The sequence below is a fragment of the Sphingomonas sabuli genome (assembly GCF_014352855.1).
Taxonomy (GTDB): domain Bacteria; phylum Pseudomonadota; class Alphaproteobacteria; order Sphingomonadales; family Sphingomonadaceae; genus Sphingomicrobium; species Sphingomicrobium sabuli.
This window is the reverse complement of record NZ_CP060697.1, coordinates 1,456,935-1,472,202: the sequence shown is the minus strand read 5'-3', so window position 1 is coordinate 1,472,202 and position 15,268 is coordinate 1,456,935. Positions and strand designations below refer to the sequence as shown.

The window sequence follows — 15,268 nt, the reverse complement described above, 5'->3', positions numbered from 1 at the left end:
ACCTAAGCGGTTGATGGCGGGGCACCAATCGGCCAAGCCGCGGGCCGATGGACGTCCAGATCGAACAACCCGCCGAAGTCGTCGTGATCGGCCGGCGGCTGGAAACGCAGGCCGACCAGCCCGTTGCGGGCGCCATAGTCCTTGATACCAAAGCGATCGACCGGGCGGCGTCGGGCCGGCTTGAAGGCGTCCTGGCGCAGGTGCCCGGCCTCCAGTCCTTCCGCCGCAGCGACAGCCGGTCGGCCAACCCGTCGGCCCAGGGACTGACGCTGCGCGGGCTTGGCGGCAATGCCAGCAGCCGGACGCTGGTCCTGCTCGACGGCATTCCGGTCGCCGAACCCTTCTTCGGCTTCGTGCCTTTCTCCGCCATCGACCCGCTGCGCATCGACCGCATTTCGATCCTGCGAGGGGCAGGCGGCGGAGCCTTCGGCTCGGCGGTGGCAGGTACGATCAACCTGTCGACGCGGCCGCCGGACCGGCGCGACACGGCCGACGCCACGGTGGCCATTGCATCGCCGGCGGCCGCAACGATCAGCGCCGGGGCCGTACTTCGCCAGCCCGGCTTCGTCCTGACTGTCGACGGGCGGGGCGACTGGGGCCGGGGCTTCTGGACGACGCCGGCGGACCAGCGCGTCCCCGCCAGCGTTCGAGCCGCGTTCGAGTCTCGCTCGCTGGACGTGCGGGCGATCGGCCAGGTCGGGAGTGGCGAGGTGCAGGCGCGGCTGCGCCGGTTCGACGACGAACGAACGCTTCGCTTCAAGGGCGCCGACAGCAGCATGGACGGCACGGACCTCAGCCTGCGGTATGCCTCCGCCGACGACATTGTGACGCTGGCCGCCTGGCGGCAAAAGCGCGACTTCACCACGGTCGTGATCAGCGGCACGTCCTTCGTTCCGGTGCTCGACCAATATGCCACGCCCGCAACCAGCATCGGCGCGCTGGCGCGATGGCGGCCCGTGCAGGGCCTGGCGGTCGGCGGCGACATCAAGACGAGCAAGGGCACCGCCTTCGAACGCGCCTTGTCCGCGCAAAGCGGAATGGTCACCGCGGATCGTGCCAATGGCGGGCGGGTCGTCGAAGCGTCCGCCTTCGCGGAAGGGGAAGAGCGGTTTGGCGCGATTACCCTGGCCGCGTCGGGGCGCGTCACGCGATGGACGCTCGATCGCGGGCGGTCGTCGGAGCGCGATGGCAGCGGCGCCCTGCAATTCGACCATCGGTTTGACGAACGCCACGGCACCGCGCTCAGCGGTCGCGCGACCGCTTCATGGAGTACCGACCGCTGGACCGCCCGGGTGGCCGCCTATCGCGGTGAGCGGCTGCCGACCCTTAACGAACTTTATCGCGGCTTCACGGTCTTCCCGGTGCAGACGCTCGCCAATCCCGCGCTCGATCCGGAACGGTTGGTCGGGGCGGAAATCGGCACGGAGTTTCGCCCCGTGCCGGACGCGCGCATCGCAGCAACCGTCTTCGCCAACCGGCTGAACGGCGCCATCGCCAATGTCACCATCGGACCCAATCTGCGCGAACGACGCAACATCGACGCGCTCACGTCGCGCGGGATCGAACTGGACGGTTCGATCCGGCGCGGGCCGTGGAACGTGCAGGCGTCGGCCAGCCTGTTGCGCGCCCGCGTGCGCGACGGCGCGCTGCCGCCCGGCCTCGATCCGGCGCAGGTTCCGCGGTTCACAGCCAGCGCAACCGTCCAGCACACGGCCGGACCGTGGACAGCTGCGGCCACTCTCCGTCATTTTTCGCCTGCCTACGAAGACGACCTCAACCTGCATCGCCTGCCCGCTGCGACCACGCTGGACGCGGTCGTGCGGCGGCGGATCGGGGAGCGCTTCGAGATCGCGGTCCGGGCCGAGAACATGTTCGATACGCGGGTCGTCACGCGCAACCAGGCGGGGTCCATCGACCTCGACGCACCGCGCACCGTCTGGCTGTCGCTGGGCTTTGCGCCGCCGCGCTAGGCGATAACGACGAGAGCCTGGAACGCCGTCGACATGGCCGCGATACCGATTGCCGTATTGATCATCACCGCCTCGCGCCGGCCCTTCGCCTGGCGGGCGATCCACACGAACAGCGGGATCGTCGCCACCGCCGTCGCCGCGATGATCGCCTTGGCAACGAGCCCGGCAGGATCGAGCAAGGCCGCGGCGTAGCCGATGACGAACACCGCCGCCCAGGCCGCGAAGGCGAGGGTGACGAGCCGCCACGGCGTCGGTGAGCGCATCGCCCTCACGATATCGCGACCAGTCGCGACGCCGCGGCGACGATGCTTCCTTGCAGGGCAGTAAAGACCATGAAGCGCGCGATGACGTCGACCGTCGCGCTGCGCGGGCCGACGAGCAGGCCACGCCCGCCGCGAGCAATCGCGTACATCCCCATGAGCAGCGCAAAGCCAACCGCGGTGGCCTGTTGCGCGATCATTGCAAAGGTCGTCGCGCCCTGTCCGCTGGCCGTCGGTGCAAGGCCAGCGGCCTGCCATGCCGAAGCGTCCATCCACGTCCCGATCGCAAGCGCGACGGGAGCGATTGCGAGCAGGAACCACACCGATCGTGCCCCTTCCGGCCAGCGCCGGAGGAGAGCTTGACCTCCAACCGCAAGTGCCGCGGCAATCCCGTTCAGCCCGAAAATTGCGGCCAGCGGCCACCAGCTTTGCGTGGGAATCCAGCCTTCGGGGTGAACGCCGCGCAGGTAGGCGATCGAAAAGACGAGGATGAACAGCATCATCGCCATGACCACGAACAGGATGTTCAGCGCCCACCAGCCGTGACTGTCGCGACCGGTCGCGTAGGTGGGAAGCATGATGCCCGCGCCGACGTCCGCCGTCTGCTGGCGGATCGGGCGGTCGGTTTCCCACAGCCACCGCATCGTCGACAGGATCATCACGATCGCCGCGCCTGCGGCAACGGCATAGGCCTGGACGGTCAGCGACAGGAAGAAGACCGCGGTCGAAACCGCCGCCCAGAACGGCCACGGCGACGGGCCCGGCATGATCTCCACATATTGCGGTTCGGCCTGCACGGGGCTGGTGACGATCGTTTCACGCAGCCCGGTCGCGCTGTTGGGCAAGAGATAGCGGCCGGCCTCCACATGACGCGCCATATCGGGATCGTCCCACAGCGGATAGCGGCTGCGCACCACGGGGATCGAGCGCGTCGAATAAAGGCCCGACGGCAACCATTCGAGCGTTCCGGAATCGAAGGTATTGCCGGCGCTGCCCTCCGCCGGCGCCCAGCGGAACGAGCGGACCAGATCGACCAGGAACAAGGCAACGGCCGACGCGAACAGAAACGCGCCCAGCGTCGACATCAGGTTGAGCAGGTCGAGCGGGCTCGAAGGCAGATAGGTAAACACGCGCCGCGGCATTCCCAGCAGGCCGGACAGGTGCATCGGGAAGAAAGCGAGGTGGAGGCCAGCGAACATCAGCCCGAACACCCATTTGCCGATGCTTTCGGACAATGGCCGCCGGCTGACCATCGGCGTCCAGAAATAGAAGGCCGCGAACATCGGGAAGACCATCCCGCCCATCAGCACGTAATGGAGGTGGGCGACGATGAAATAGGTGTCGTGCGCCTGCCAGTCGAAGGGCACGAAGGCGACCATCACTCCGGTCAGCCCGCCGATGGTGAAGATGAACATCGCGCCTAGCGTGAACAGCGCCGGTGTCGACCAACGGATGCGCCCGCTGGCCAGTGTCGCGATCCATGCGAACAGTTGCACGCCCGCCGGAATGGAAACGGCCATGCTGGCGGCCGAAAACATGCTCGTCGACACGCGTGGCATGCCGACCGAGAACATGTGATGCGCCCAGACGCCGAAGCTGAGGAAGCCGGTACCGACCATCGCCATCACCACCAGCCGGTGACCGACCAGCTCGCTCTTTGCGATCGTCGCGACCATCATCGAGGTGAGACCCGCGGCGGGCAGGAAGATGATGTAGACCTCAGGATGACCGAAGAACCAGAAAAGGTGCTGCCACAACAGCGGGTCGCCGCCGCGCAGCGGATCGAAGAACGGCCAGTTGAAGGCGCGTTCCAGCTCGAGCAGCAGGGTACCGACGATCACGCTGGGGAATGCGACGATGATCATCACCGCGAACACCAGCATCGCCCAGGCGAAGATCGGCATCCGGTCGAGCGTCATGCCCGGCGCCCGGGTGCGCATGACGCCGACGATGATCTCCACCGCGCCGGCGATCGCGCTGATCTCGATGAAGCCTATGCCGAGCAGCCAGAAGTCGGTGTTGATGCCCGGTGAGTAGGCGGTGGACGTAAGCGGCGGGTACATGAACCAGCCGCCGTCCGGCGCGAGGCCCACAAACAAGGAGGCGAAAAACGCCAGACCGCCGACCAGATAGGCCCAGAAGGCATAAGCGGACAGGCGCGGGAAAGGCAGGTCGCGTGCCGCCAGCATCTGCGGCAGCAACAGGATCCCGATCGCTTCGACCATCGGTACCGCGAACAGGAACATCATCACCGTGCCGTGCATGGTGAAGAACTGGTTGTAGGTTTCGGGCGACAGGATCGACTGCAGCGGCGCGGCCAGCTGCACCCGCATCACCAGTGCCAGTACGCCCGCCAGCAGGAAGAACAGGAAGGCGGTCGCGACGTAATAGAGGCCGATGTAATTGTTGTTGACCGCGGCAAAATATTGCCAGCCGCGCGGCGCGCACCAGATCTTTTCGAGCTGCTCCAGTTCGCCGTCGGGCCGCTTGCCGCTGGTCGGGAATCGATCGAGCAGCGCCGGATCGAACCCGGTTTCACTGGTCACTTCAGGGTCTCGAGATAGTCGACGATGGCCTTGAGGTCTTCGGGAGGTAACCGCTCGTAACTGGGCATGCGGTTGCCGGGCTTCAGCGATTGCGCATCCGCGACCCAGCCGGTCAGCGTTCCGCGATTGTTGGGCAGGATGCCTCCGCCCAACGTGGTGCGGGCAGCGACATTGGTCAGGTTGGGCCCCGCCTTGCCGACCGCGGCGGTCCCGTCGATCGCGTGGCAGGCCGCGCAACCGGCGGCGGCAAAGGCGGCCGCCCCGGCACCGCCGCTTGTGCGACCGGCGAGCGCGGCGCGGCGATCCCACCATTGGGCAAAGGCGCGTTGTGGCTGGGCGATGACGGTCATGCCCATCAGCGCATGCGCGCGGCCGCAATATTCGGCACATACCCCGCCGAACCGTCCGGCACGGTCGGCCTGGATCGTCAGGTGGTTGATGCGACCCGGGATCATGTCCTTCTTCCCCGAAAGGTGCGGCACCCAGAAGCTGTGGATGACGTCGGCGGAGGCCAGTTCGACCACCACTGGCTGCCCGACGGGAATGCGAAGCTCGTTGGCGTCTTCAGCCAGCACGCGCCCGCCGGACCCGAGATACTGCACCCGGAACCACCACATCTCGCCGGTCACTCGCACGCGCATGGCGCCTTCGGCGGGCGGCCGGTCGAGCCGGGCGGTAAGCGTCAGCCCCCAGACGAGCAGGCCCGCCAGCACTAGCGCGGGCAGGCCGACGCCAAGCACGAGGATCGAACGCTCCCCGCCCAGCTGCTTGCGCCAGCGCGCCGGGCCCTTCCACGCGATGAACAAGGCCAAGACGACGAGGGCCGTGACCACTGCGCCCATCGCGAACAACGCCCAGGCGACCGTCCGTACGGGCGACGCATAGGGACCCATCGGATCCAGCACCGGTGGCGGCCAGCCGAACAGGGCTTCGATCACGACGCGTCCTCTGCGAGCAGGTAATAAGCGACGTCACGTGCCTCGCGCGGCGTCAACGGCATCGCGGGCATCACCGTGCCCGGCTTGGCCTCGGGCGCGTTCCGGATGAACCGCGCCAGCGTGTCGGGGGTCAGCGGCAGCGTGCCGGCAACGAGCGCCCGGTCGCCGTAGTTTTCCAGAGAAGGCCCAAGCTCGCCGCGCGGCCAGTCGATACCCGGCATCTGGTGGCAAGCGCCGCACTGCACGCGCTCGACAATGGCTCGACCGCGCGCGACCGACGCGTCATCGGGCAGCACCTTGTCGTCGGGCACGGGCTTACACGCCGCGAGCGTCATCGAGACCGCGACCGCCATCAATGCCCCCCCGTTCCTCATGGCTATTGGAACCAGCAGTTGGCGCGGCATGTTCCCGCTGACATGCGATCGCTGCCGGCGCTGGCCGCCGTGTCCCTTCTCGCCGCTTGCTCCGCCGACAGCGACGGGCCCGCGCGTTTTAACGCGTCCGGGGAGTTGATCGCTGTGTCCGGCGGCGACGCCGGCGCGCAATTCGCCTGCCTGTCCTGCCACGGTGTGAAAGGCGAAGGCGACGGCGACCTGGTGCCGCGCCTCGCCGGCCTGGACGCGGGATATCTCGTCCGCCAGCTCGACCTTTATGCCGACGGGCCGCGCGCCCATCCGCAAATGGCAGCCATCGCGCGCAAGCTGCGATCCGAAGACCGGCTGGCCGTGTCGCATTACTACGCCGGCCTGCCCGCGCCGGTCACCGCCGCTCCGCGCGGTGCGCTTTACCAGCGCGAATGCGCGGCCTGCCACGGCGCGGCCGGCGAAGGGCGTCCGGGCGTCCCCGCCGTCGCCGGGCAAAGCGCAGCCTATGTGGAACGGCAATTTGCCGCCTGGGCGTCGGGTGACCGGCGCGGCGATGCGGACGGGACGATGACCAGGATCAGCCGCCAATGGTCGTCGGCCCGGTTGGCGGCGGCGGCGGCAGATGTTGCGGCCCTTGCGGATGCGAATGACTATCGGGGACTTCCGGCAGCATGCCCTCCAGAACGTCGTGCCGATCCCAGAAATGGTGCTTCAGCGCCGCCCCAATGTGTAGCGGGACCAGCAGAGCCAGCCCGATAATGCCAAGGCCGTGCGCGCGCTCGGCCCCCTCCAGCAGTCGGATTTGCCAAGTCATCGAAAGGCTTTCGAACGGCAGGGGCGGCACCGGCACGACGCCAGCGATGTGGAGCGGCGCGGCTGGTGCGACGGCCGACCACATGACCAGCCCGCTCAACGGGAGGAGCGCGAAAAGCAGGTAGAAGAGGATGTGCGTCAGGTGCGCCGTCTCGGCCTGCCAGCCCGGCGTGTCCGCGTCGTTGATCGGACCGGGGACCATCAACCGCCAGACCCCCCGCAGGAGCGCCAGAAGCAGGATCAGAAGCCCCATTCCCGCATGCCGCCCGTACGCCGCCAGCCGATCGGCGCCGACGTCGAGCCGCTCGAGCTCCCAGCCGGCGAGCAACTGGTAGATGACCAGTGCGGCCATGATCCAGTGGAACGCGATGCCGACGGGCGTGTACCGCTTGCGCCGCGCATGACCGCGCGCCCAGCGGCGCAGGGCGCGGATCAAGCCATCGCCTCGCCGGTGGCAAGATGGCGGACCCGCGCCAGTGCGGCGACCAGATACACCGCCGACGCCGGCGCCCACATGACCAGACCGCCCAGTTGCTGGTCGTCGAGCGGTGCCATGCCCCAGGCGGCGGTGCTGGCGAAATGCGCGGCGTAAAGGGGCAGCTGCGACAAGGTGATGAGGGCGCCGAGCGCCCCCATCGCGACCATCGCGGCCAGCAGAGCGGCGATCGCCACCGGACGCGAAGCATTGTCCAGGCGATGCCAGAACAAGGTCGCGGTCGCGGCAATGGTGCCCTGCATCAGCCAATAGCCCGCGTCATGCGTGACCGCCCAATGATAAAGGTTCGGCGCATGCCACGTCCACATTGCCACCGCCGACAGCACGGTCCACACCGCGATGCCGCCCGGCACCTTGCCCAGTGGCCGGCGCGCCAGCGCGGCAACCAGCGGCGCGACCAGCAGGCCGAGTGCCAGGTGATGAACCACGCGCACCGTGAACAGGGATGAGCCCCAGGCGCAGAAGGGCGAGATGTAAAGGAAGGCCAGCAGGCCAATCAGCAGTGCCGATTGCCGCGCGGCGGGCCTGTCGCTGCGGACGCGCGCCGCCCACAAGGTCAAGGCGCCAAGCGCAAGCAGCAGGATGGGGTCGAAATTCCAGCGCGTCAGGAAGTCGCCAGGCGACACTGCCGGACCGCAATATGCGATCGCATCAAGGGCAGTCGGGGCGGTTGCGGGCATGTCGGGGCAATCTCCGGCGTGGGGCTTGGTTCCGCCATCGTGGGGCGCTTTGCAACCCGTTGCAGCCGGGCGCGTTCACTTTCGGCTCGCCAGGCGACACTCAAGGGGACCTCGATGACGGAAAGATACGCGAACGACCACCCGGAGTCGGCCGCTTATGCCATCATTCTGGGGTTCATCGTTCCCTTGGCGCTCGGCGCGCTGCTGAGCGATTGGCGCTTCGCGCTGACCTATGAAATTCAGTGGCTCAACTTCGCCGACTGGCTGGTAGCCGGATCGCTGGTCGGTGGCGGTATCGCGCTTGCCTGGGCGCTTATCCGGACGACGCTCGCGGGCCGCTGGAGCTATCGGCCGGCAGCTATCGCGGTCTTGTTGCTCGCCGCCTTCATGGTGATGCAGTTCGTCAACGCGCTGATCCACTCGAAGGACAATTTTGCGACCATGCCGGGCGGGCTGATCCTGTCCATCATCACCACCATCCTCGCCATTGCCGCGGCGTGGACCGGGTTGCGCACCGACCGCCGGGGGATTGTCCAATGACCGCTCGTTTCCTGGCTCTTGGCCTGCTTTCCGTGTCGCTTGCCGCCTGCGGCGGCGGCGATCCCGATCCCAACCAATACGGACCGTCGCCAGACCTGCCCAGCCAGCAGCGCGGCCTGTTCCCAAACATGAACATCACCAAGCCAGCGGGCTGGGGCAGCGACCTGCCGACCGTGCCCGAAGGCTTCAAGGTCGAAGCGATTGCCACCGACCTCAAGGTTCCGCGCCAGACGCTGGTCCTGCCCAATGGCGACATCATCGTCGCCGAAGGCAAGGGTGGAGGCGCACCGCCGCTCAGGCCCAAGGACTTTATCGCAGGGGCGATCAAGAAGAAGGGCAACACCAGCGTCAAGCCGGGCGACCGGCTGACCATCCTTCGCGACGCAGACGGCGACGGCAAATATGAATCGCGCGGCGTTTTCGCGGACAAGCTCAACGCGCCGTACGGCCTCGCCCTTGCCGGCAATTATCTTTACGTTGCCAACCAGGACAGTGTGGTGCGCTTTGCATACCAGCCGGGCCAGACCACCGCGGCCGGGCCGCCGCAACTGGTGACCAAGCTGCCGTCGCAGATCAATCATCACTGGACGAAAGCGATGACGGCCAGTCCCGACGGCCGGTACCTTTACGTCGGCATCGGATCGAACAGTAACATCGGCGAACGCGGACTGATCGCCGAAGTCGATCGCGCCGTCGTGTGGCAGATCGATGCGCAGACCGGCATGCACAAGGAATATGCCTCGGGCCTGCGCAACCCCAGCGCGCTGGCGACCCAGCCGTTTACCGGGACCATCTGGGCAGCGGTGAACGAACGCGATGAACTTGGTCCAAACCTCGTGCCCGACTACATCACGTCGGTGCGCCCGGGCGGCTTTTACGGATGGCCCTATTCCTATTGGGGACAGAACGTCGATCCGCGCGTGAAACCGGCCAAGCCCGAACTGGTGCAGTCCGCGATCAAGCCGGATTACAGCATCGGCTCGCACCGTGCGCCGCTCGGACTGGCCTTCTCGGTACCCGCGCTCGGCGCGCGCTTCGCCGATGGGGCATTCGTCGGCGAACATGGCAGCTGGAACCGTGAAGACGTCGTCGGATACCGAGTGTCGTTCATCCCTTTTCGTGGCGGCCGCCCAGCGGGCAATCCGGTCGATTTCCTGTCCGGCTTCCTCAAGGACGGCAAGGCCCGCGGCCGGCCCGTCGGCGTCACCGTCGATCCGCGCGGCGCGGTGATCGTCGCCGATGATCTGTCCAATACGGTATGGCGCATCACGCCGCTTCAGGCCACGGCGCCAACCACGACCGCGCCTGTCCCCGTGCAACGTTAGTGGGACGCAATTCCGGCCTGCATCCGAGATAGCAATTCGGAGCGCGCCGGAGGGCTATCTGAAGAGCCACACGACAAGCCAAATCGGAGTGCGCGACTCCCGTCATTGCATTCTCTCCCAAAGCCGCCGATGATCGATTGGTAGCGCTACCAATTTGATGAAGCGTGTCAGGCGGGAGTACTAGGCTTTGCGGAATCCTTTCCTTTGTCTCGGCGTCTCGATGCTGGCTGCCGGCGCTGCATCATACAACATTCCGGTCTGGGCAGGACAGGCCGCCGCAACGGGTGGAACCATGTGGCAGGCGCCGCCGAGTCCGGTCGGGCTCGACGCGGCATCGGAAGCGCGAATCGACGCGATCCTTGCGCAAATGTCGGTGGAGGAAAAGGTCGCGCAGACCATTCAGCCGGACATCAGCAGCATCACGCCGGCGGACCTTGCCAAATACAAGTTCGGTTCCATCCTGGCGGGCGGCAACAGCGCGCCCGGCAAGAATGAAAAGGCGCCCGCGCCGGAGTGGCTGAAGCTGGCAGATGCCTTTTGGCGCGCCGCGGACACGGCCGACTGGAAGGGGCCGAAGATTCCGCTGATGTGGGGCATCGATGCCGTGCACGGGCATGCCAATATCGTCGGCGCGACGATCTTTCCGCAGAACATCGGTCTGGGGGCGACGCGTAATCCCGACCTCATCCGCAGGATCGGCGAAGTCACGGCACGCGAAATGGTCATCACCGGGCTGGACTGGGATTTCTCGCCCACGCTCGCCGTTGCGCGCGATGATCGCTGGGGGCGCTCGTACGAAAGCTTTTCGGAAAATCCGGAGATCGTGAAAGCATATGCCGGCGCGATTGTCGAAGGCCTGCAGGGGAAAGCCGGGACGGATGCCTTCCTTGGCGACGGCAAGGTCATCGCGACCGCCAAGCATTTTGTCGGCGACGGCGGCACCGCCGGGGGCAAGGACCAGGGCGACACACCCGGCGACGCCGCCACGCTGCGCGACATCCATGGCGCGGGCTACCCGGTGGCCATCGCCGCCGGGGTCCAATCGATCATGGCATCCTTTTCCAGCGTCGGCGGCAAGAAGGTGCACGGCGACCGCGACCTTCTGACGGTCGCGCTCAAGGACCAGATGCGCTTCGACGGCCTGGTCGTTGGCGACTGGAATGCGCACGGCCAGGTCGAAGGCTGTACGAACGTCAATTGCCCGGCATCGATCAACGCCGGGCTCGACATGTACATGGCCCCGGACAGCTGGAAGGACTTGTACGACAATACGCTCAAGCAGGCTCGGTCGGGCGAAATTCCCGCGACTCGCCTGGACGATGCGGTGCGGCGCATTCTGCGGGTCAAGATGCGGGCCGGCCTGTTCGCCAAGGGCGCGCCGTCGACGCGGCCGCTTGCGGGACAATTCCAGCTGCTCGGATCGCCCGAACATCGCGCTGTCGCTCGGCAGGCCGTGCGCGAATCGCTTGTGCTCCTCAAGAACAACGCGAATGTCCTGCCGATCAAGCCGGGCGCGAACCTCTTGGTTACCGGCGCCGGTGCCGACAACATCAGCATGCAATCGGGCGGCTGGACGATTACTTGGCAGGGGTCCGACCTCAAGAACGCCGATTTCAAGAACGCGCAGTCGATCTTCGCCGGCCTGAAAGAAGCGGCCGCGAAAGCGGGCGGCAGTGCGCACTTGAGCGCGGACGGCCGCTACGCCGCGAAGCCCGACGTTGCCGTGGTCGTGTTCGGGGAAGGGCCCTATGCCGAAATGGTCGGCGATCGGTCCACGCTTGAATTCAGTCCGCGCGACAAGGCGGCGCTGGAAACGCTGAAGCGGCTCCGCGCCGCGGGCATCCCAACCGTCTCCGTGTTCCTCTCCGGCCGGCCGATGTGGGTCAATCCTGAAATCAATGCGTCGGATGCGTTCGTCGCTGCATTCCTGCCCGGCAGCGAAGGCGGCGGCGTGGCCGACGTGTTGCTGGCCGGCGCGGACGGAAAGCCGCAGTCCGACTTTCGCGGCAAATTGTCGTTCAGCTGGCCCAAGCGCGTGGACCAGACACCGCTAAATGTCGGCGATCCCGGGTACGATCCGCTGTTCGCTTTCGGCTACGGCCTGACCTACGCCGAACGCGGCGACTTGCCGCAATTGTCGGAACAGCGGCCCGCGGCGTCCGCGAGCGGCGCGGACGGCGATTACTTCGCGCGCGGGACCTTGCCGCCCGGCTGGACCTTCGCTGCCAGCGACAGTGTCGCGATCAGCGCCATCGACCGAAGGGCACAGGAAGATTCCCGGCGGATCGACTTTGCCGGCGGTGCTGCCCAGTCGGTCCGCTTGCAGGCCGCGCAGCCGATCGACATCAGCCGCGAGGCCAATGCCGAGCTGAGCGTGCAGGTGGAATATCGCGTTGACCGCGCCCCCGATGCTCCCGTCACGCTTGGCGTCGATGGCGTGTCGGTTCCAGTGACCGATGCGCTGCGCAAAGCCCCGCCGGGCGAATGGCAGCTGCTGACCGTGCCGCTGCGTTGCCTGAAGACCGCCGGCGCGAACATGGGCAAGGTCGGCGCTCCGTTCGTTTTGAGTACGAACGGGAAACTGACGGTGGTCGTATCGGACGTGCGCGTCGCCAGCGCCGCCGTACCGCAGGACGTTTGCGCCTTTTGATGATCGACGGGTTGCGCTGCCCTAGCTGGTAGCGCTAACACATTTTGGTGAGGGGTCATTGTTCGTGAGCCCGGCGTTCGCGCCGGAAATGCTTCCCGTGGATACGGCGAATGCCGTCCTGGTCGGGCGCTTGCTGCTCGACGACGGGCCGTCCGTCGTCCTCATCCGCGACGGCAAGGTCAATGACGTTACGCGCGCCGCGCCGACAGTCGCCGATTTGCTGGACCTCGACGATCCGGCGGGCGTGGCTGGCGAGCCGCTGTTTGAAATCGCCCAGCTCGATCAGCTCCAACCCACCAGTTTTCTCGCTCCATTCGACCTGCAGGTGATCAAGGCCGCCGGCGTTACCTTCGCCATCTCCGCTATAGAGCGAGTCATCGAGGAGCGCGCCCGCGGCGACTATCGCGCCGCCGCCGCAATTCGCGAAAAGGTCGAATCCGCCATTGGCGGCGCAATCCGCTCGCTCGTACCGGGCAGCGACAGCGCCGAACGGCTCAAGCAGACGCTGATCGCCGACGGTCTGTGGTCGCAATATCTCGAAGTCGCGATCGGGCCATATGCCGAGATCTTCACCAAGACCGCTCCGCTCGCCAGCGTGGGTTGGGGCGCGGACATCGGCGTGCGGTCGGATTCCAGCTGGAACAACCCCGAACCCGAAGTCGTGCTCGCCGTGGACAGCCGCGGCCAAGCTCGCGGCGCGACGCTTGGCAACGACGTCAACCTGCGTGACTTCGAGGGCCGCAGCGCGCTTCTGTTGAGCAAGGCCAAGGACAATAACGCGTCCTGCGCGATCGGTCCGTTCATTCGCCTGTTCGACGACAGTTTCACGATGGACGACGTCCGCAATGCAGAGGTCGACCTGGAGATACGCGGGGAGGACGGTTTCGCTCTGAGCGGGCGCAGCCTGATGAGCGAGATCAGCCGCGATCCCGAAGAGCTCGTCCGCCAGGCACTGAGTGAACATCACTATCCCGACGGCTTTGCGCTTTTCCTGGGCACGCTGTTCGCGCCAACCGATGATCGCGACGAACCCGGTCGAGGCTTCACGCACAAGCCCGGCGACATCGTGACGATTTCCGCGCCCCGGCTTGGCGCGCTCGTCAACCGGGTGACGACGTCGCAGCTGGCGCCGGCCTGGGAATTCGGGACGCGCGCGCTGATGCGCAATCTGGCGGGACGCGGGCTGCTGTCCGCCCGGCCGCACATACAATCGGAGATCAACGCATGACGGACACGCTCACCCACCTGATCGGTGGCGAGGAGGTCGGCTCCGACGCCAGCGGCGAAAGCGTCAATCCGTCCAACCTGGACGAGATGGTCGCTCGTTTTCCCAAGGGCACTGCCGCGGATGTCGACCGGGCAGTCTCGGCCGCACGCGACGCCTTTCCCGGCTGGTCCGGCGCTTCGCCCGAAGTTCGTTCGGACGTGCTCGATCGCGCCGGGACCCTAGTGATGGAACGCGCCAAGGACCTTGGCCGGCTGTTGTCGCGGGAAGAGGGCAAGACGCTCGCGGAAGGGACTGGCGAAGTCATGCGCGCCGCCCGGATCCTAAAATATTTCGCCGGCGAAGCGCTGCGCCGGCACGGCCAGACGCTCAATTCGACACGGCCCGACATCGACGTCGCCACCTATCGCGAAGCGGTCGGCGTCGTCGGCCTGATCACGCCGTGGAATTTCCCCATCGCCATCCCGGCATGGAAGGCGGCGCCGGCGCTGGCATTCGGCAATACCGTGGTACTCAAGCCTGCAACGCCGACGCCGGCGATTGCGCATGCGCTGGCCCGGATTATTCAGGAGGCCGGGGCGCCCCCAGGCGTGTTCAACCTCATCATCGGCGACGGCGATGTCGGCCGCGCGATCGTCGAACATGACGGCGTCGATGCGGTGTCCTTTACCGGCTCGCAAGGCGTCGGCGCGTCGGTTGCGGAAAGCGCGATCAAGCGGCAGGCGCGCGTGCAGCTGGAAATGGGCGGCAAGAACCCGCTGGTGGTGCTCGACGATGCCGATCTGGAACGCGCTGTGGCCTGCGCGGTAGACGGTGCTTTTTACGCAACCGGCCAGCGCTGCACGGCTTCGTCGCGAATTATCGTCACGGACGGCATTCACGACCGCTTCGTCGACGCGATGGCGGAACGGGCGCGGGGCCTGAAGGTCGGCGATGCGCTCGACCCCGGCACGCAGATCGGCCCTGCCGTGACCGACACACAGCTTGAACAGAACCTGCGCTACGTCGAGATCGCGCGCAGCGAAGGCGGCAGGGTCCTGACCGGCGGCGAAGCGCTGAAGCTCGACCAGCGCGGGCATTATATGGCGCCGACGGTCATTTCGGACACCGCGCCCGACCAGCGGATCAACCGGGAAGAGGTGTTCGGACCGGTTGCGAGCATCGTCCGGGTCAAGGATTATGAAGAGGCGCTCGACGTTGCCAACATGGGCGAATTTGGCCTGTCCGCGGGCATTGTTACCAACTCGCTGAAACATTCGCGCGACTTCCGCAGCCGCATCCGCGCGGGGATGGTGATGGTCAACCTGCCAACCGCGGGGGTAGATTATCACGTGCCCTTCGGCGGCAGCCGCAAGTCCAGTTACGGCGCGCGCGAACAGGGGTTCGCCGCGGTCGAATTCTATACGCAGATCAAGACCGTTTACGTGGGGGGTTGAAACCATTGGATGAGGTTGCAGGCA

At 66.7% G+C, this 15,268-nt stretch carries 12 protein-coding genes and 1 pseudogene; 7 read left to right on the top strand and 6 right to left on the bottom strand.

What is annotated here, in order from left to right; genetic code table 11:
- Positions 1-47: 47 nt before the first annotated feature.
- Positions 48-1,970, top strand: a complete 1,923-nt coding sequence (locus tag H8M03_RS07395; RefSeq protein ID WP_187478831.1) for a TonB-dependent receptor — start codon at positions 48-50, stop codon at positions 1,968-1,970.
- Here the strand turns inward: H8M03_RS07395 and H8M03_RS07390 are convergent.
- Genes H8M03_RS07390 through H8M03_RS12980 form a run of 4 tightly spaced genes read right to left on the bottom strand, consistent with a single transcriptional unit; the run spans position 1,967 to position 5,935 of the window.
- The gene (locus tag H8M03_RS07390; RefSeq protein ID WP_187478830.1) at positions 1,967-2,233 is read right to left on the bottom strand and encodes a hypothetical protein; all 267 of its coding nucleotides are present in this window, start codon (positions 2,231-2,233) and stop codon (positions 1,967-1,969) included. The two genes, H8M03_RS07395 and H8M03_RS07390, sit on opposite strands and share 4 nt — an antisense overlap.
- A gap of 5 nt (positions 2,234-2,238) precedes the next feature.
- Complete coding sequence (locus H8M03_RS07385; protein WP_187478829.1) at positions 2,239-4,776, bottom strand: cbb3-type cytochrome c oxidase subunit I; 2,538 nt, start codon at positions 4,774-4,776, stop codon at positions 2,239-2,241.
- The gene (locus tag H8M03_RS07380; RefSeq protein WP_246448791.1) at positions 4,773-5,714 is read right to left on the bottom strand and encodes a cytochrome c oxidase subunit II; all 942 of its coding nucleotides are present in this window, start codon (positions 5,712-5,714) and stop codon (positions 4,773-4,775) included. The genes H8M03_RS07385 and H8M03_RS07380 overlap by 4 nt, the downstream gene beginning before the upstream one ends.
- The gene (locus H8M03_RS12980) at positions 5,711-5,935 is read right to left on the bottom strand and encodes a cytochrome c family protein (RefSeq protein WP_484592935.1); all 225 of its coding nucleotides are present in this window, start codon (positions 5,933-5,935) and stop codon (positions 5,711-5,713) included. The genes H8M03_RS07380 and H8M03_RS12980 overlap by 4 nt, the downstream gene beginning before the upstream one ends.
- 195 nt (positions 5,936-6,130) lie before the next feature.
- Between H8M03_RS12980 and H8M03_RS12975 the strand changes: the two are divergent.
- Positions 6,131-6,547: pseudogene (locus tag H8M03_RS12975) on the top strand (c-type cytochrome); the annotation flags it as partial.
- Positions 6,548-6,656: 109 nt separating this feature from the next.
- On the opposite strand, the gene H8M03_RS07365 reads toward H8M03_RS12975, so the two are convergent.
- Entirely contained in the window at positions 6,657-7,328 is a 672-nt protein-coding gene (locus H8M03_RS07365) for a cytochrome b (RefSeq protein WP_246448789.1), read from the bottom strand.
- Positions 7,325-8,068 carry a cytochrome c oxidase assembly protein gene (locus H8M03_RS07360; RefSeq protein ID WP_187478826.1) on the bottom strand — a complete coding sequence of 248 codons (744 nt, stop codon included), beginning with the start codon at positions 8,066-8,068 and terminating at the stop codon, positions 7,325-7,327. Before H8M03_RS07360 ends, H8M03_RS07365 begins: the two co-directional genes overlap by 4 nt.
- A gap of 114 nt (positions 8,069-8,182) precedes the next feature.
- Here H8M03_RS07360 and H8M03_RS07355 point away from each other — a divergent pair, with 114 nt between their 5' ends.
- The 5 genes from H8M03_RS07355 (at position 8,183) to H8M03_RS07335 (ending at position 15,244) form a co-directional block, all read left to right on the top strand.
- Positions 8,183-8,608 (top strand): hypothetical protein, encoded by a 426-nt coding sequence (locus H8M03_RS07355; protein WP_187478825.1) that lies wholly within the window; start codon positions 8,183-8,185, stop codon positions 8,606-8,608.
- Positions 8,605-9,933 carry a PQQ-dependent sugar dehydrogenase gene (locus tag H8M03_RS07350; protein WP_187478824.1) on the top strand — a complete coding sequence of 443 codons (1,329 nt, stop codon included), beginning with the start codon at positions 8,605-8,607 and terminating at the stop codon, positions 9,931-9,933. The genes H8M03_RS07355 and H8M03_RS07350 overlap by 4 nt, the downstream gene beginning before the upstream one ends.
- A 220-nt stretch (positions 9,934-10,153) precedes the next feature.
- A complete protein-coding gene (locus H8M03_RS07345; protein WP_187478823.1) occupies positions 10,154-12,583 on the top strand; it encodes a glycoside hydrolase family 3 protein in 2,430 nt (809 codons plus the stop codon).
- An 88-nt stretch (positions 12,584-12,671) separates the two neighbouring features.
- A complete protein-coding gene (locus H8M03_RS07340; RefSeq protein ID WP_187480994.1) occupies positions 12,672-13,811 on the top strand; it encodes a fumarylacetoacetate hydrolase family protein in 1,140 nt (379 codons plus the stop codon).
- Entirely contained in the window at positions 13,808-15,244 is a 1,437-nt protein-coding gene (locus tag H8M03_RS07335) for an aldehyde dehydrogenase family protein (protein ID WP_187478822.1), read from the top strand. Before H8M03_RS07340 ends, H8M03_RS07335 begins: the two co-directional genes overlap by 4 nt.
- The last annotated feature ends 24 nt before the right edge of the window (positions 15,245-15,268 follow it).

What these genes read in the sequence shown, in the direction of transcription:
- H8M03_RS07395 (WP_187478831.1), top strand. Translation starts at nt 48, where the DNA reads ATGGACGTCCAGATCGAACAACCCGCCGAAGTCGTCGTGATCGGCCGG.
- H8M03_RS07390 (WP_187478830.1), bottom strand. Translation starts at nt 2,233, where the DNA reads ATGCGCTCACCGACGCCGTGGCGGCTCGTCACCCTCGCCTTCGCGGCC.
- H8M03_RS12980 (WP_484592935.1), bottom strand. Translation starts at nt 5,935, where the DNA reads ATGCCGGGTATCGACTGGCCGCGCGGCGAGCTTGGGCCTTCTCTGGAA.
- H8M03_RS07360 (WP_187478826.1), bottom strand. Translation starts at nt 8,068, where the DNA reads ATGCCCGCAACCGCCCCGACTGCCCTTGATGCGATCGCATATTGCGGT.
- H8M03_RS07355 (WP_187478825.1), top strand. Translation starts at nt 8,183, where the DNA reads ATGACGGAAAGATACGCGAACGACCACCCGGAGTCGGCCGCTTATGCC.
- H8M03_RS07350 (WP_187478824.1), top strand. Translation starts at nt 8,605, where the DNA reads ATGACCGCTCGTTTCCTGGCTCTTGGCCTGCTTTCCGTGTCGCTTGCC.
- H8M03_RS07345 (WP_187478823.1), top strand. Translation starts at nt 10,154, where the DNA reads ATGCTGGCTGCCGGCGCTGCATCATACAACATTCCGGTCTGGGCAGGA.
- H8M03_RS07340 (WP_187480994.1), top strand. Translation starts at nt 12,672, where the DNA reads ATGCTTCCCGTGGATACGGCGAATGCCGTCCTGGTCGGGCGCTTGCTG.
- H8M03_RS07335 (WP_187478822.1), top strand. Translation starts at nt 13,808, where the DNA reads ATGACGGACACGCTCACCCACCTGATCGGTGGCGAGGAGGTCGGCTCC.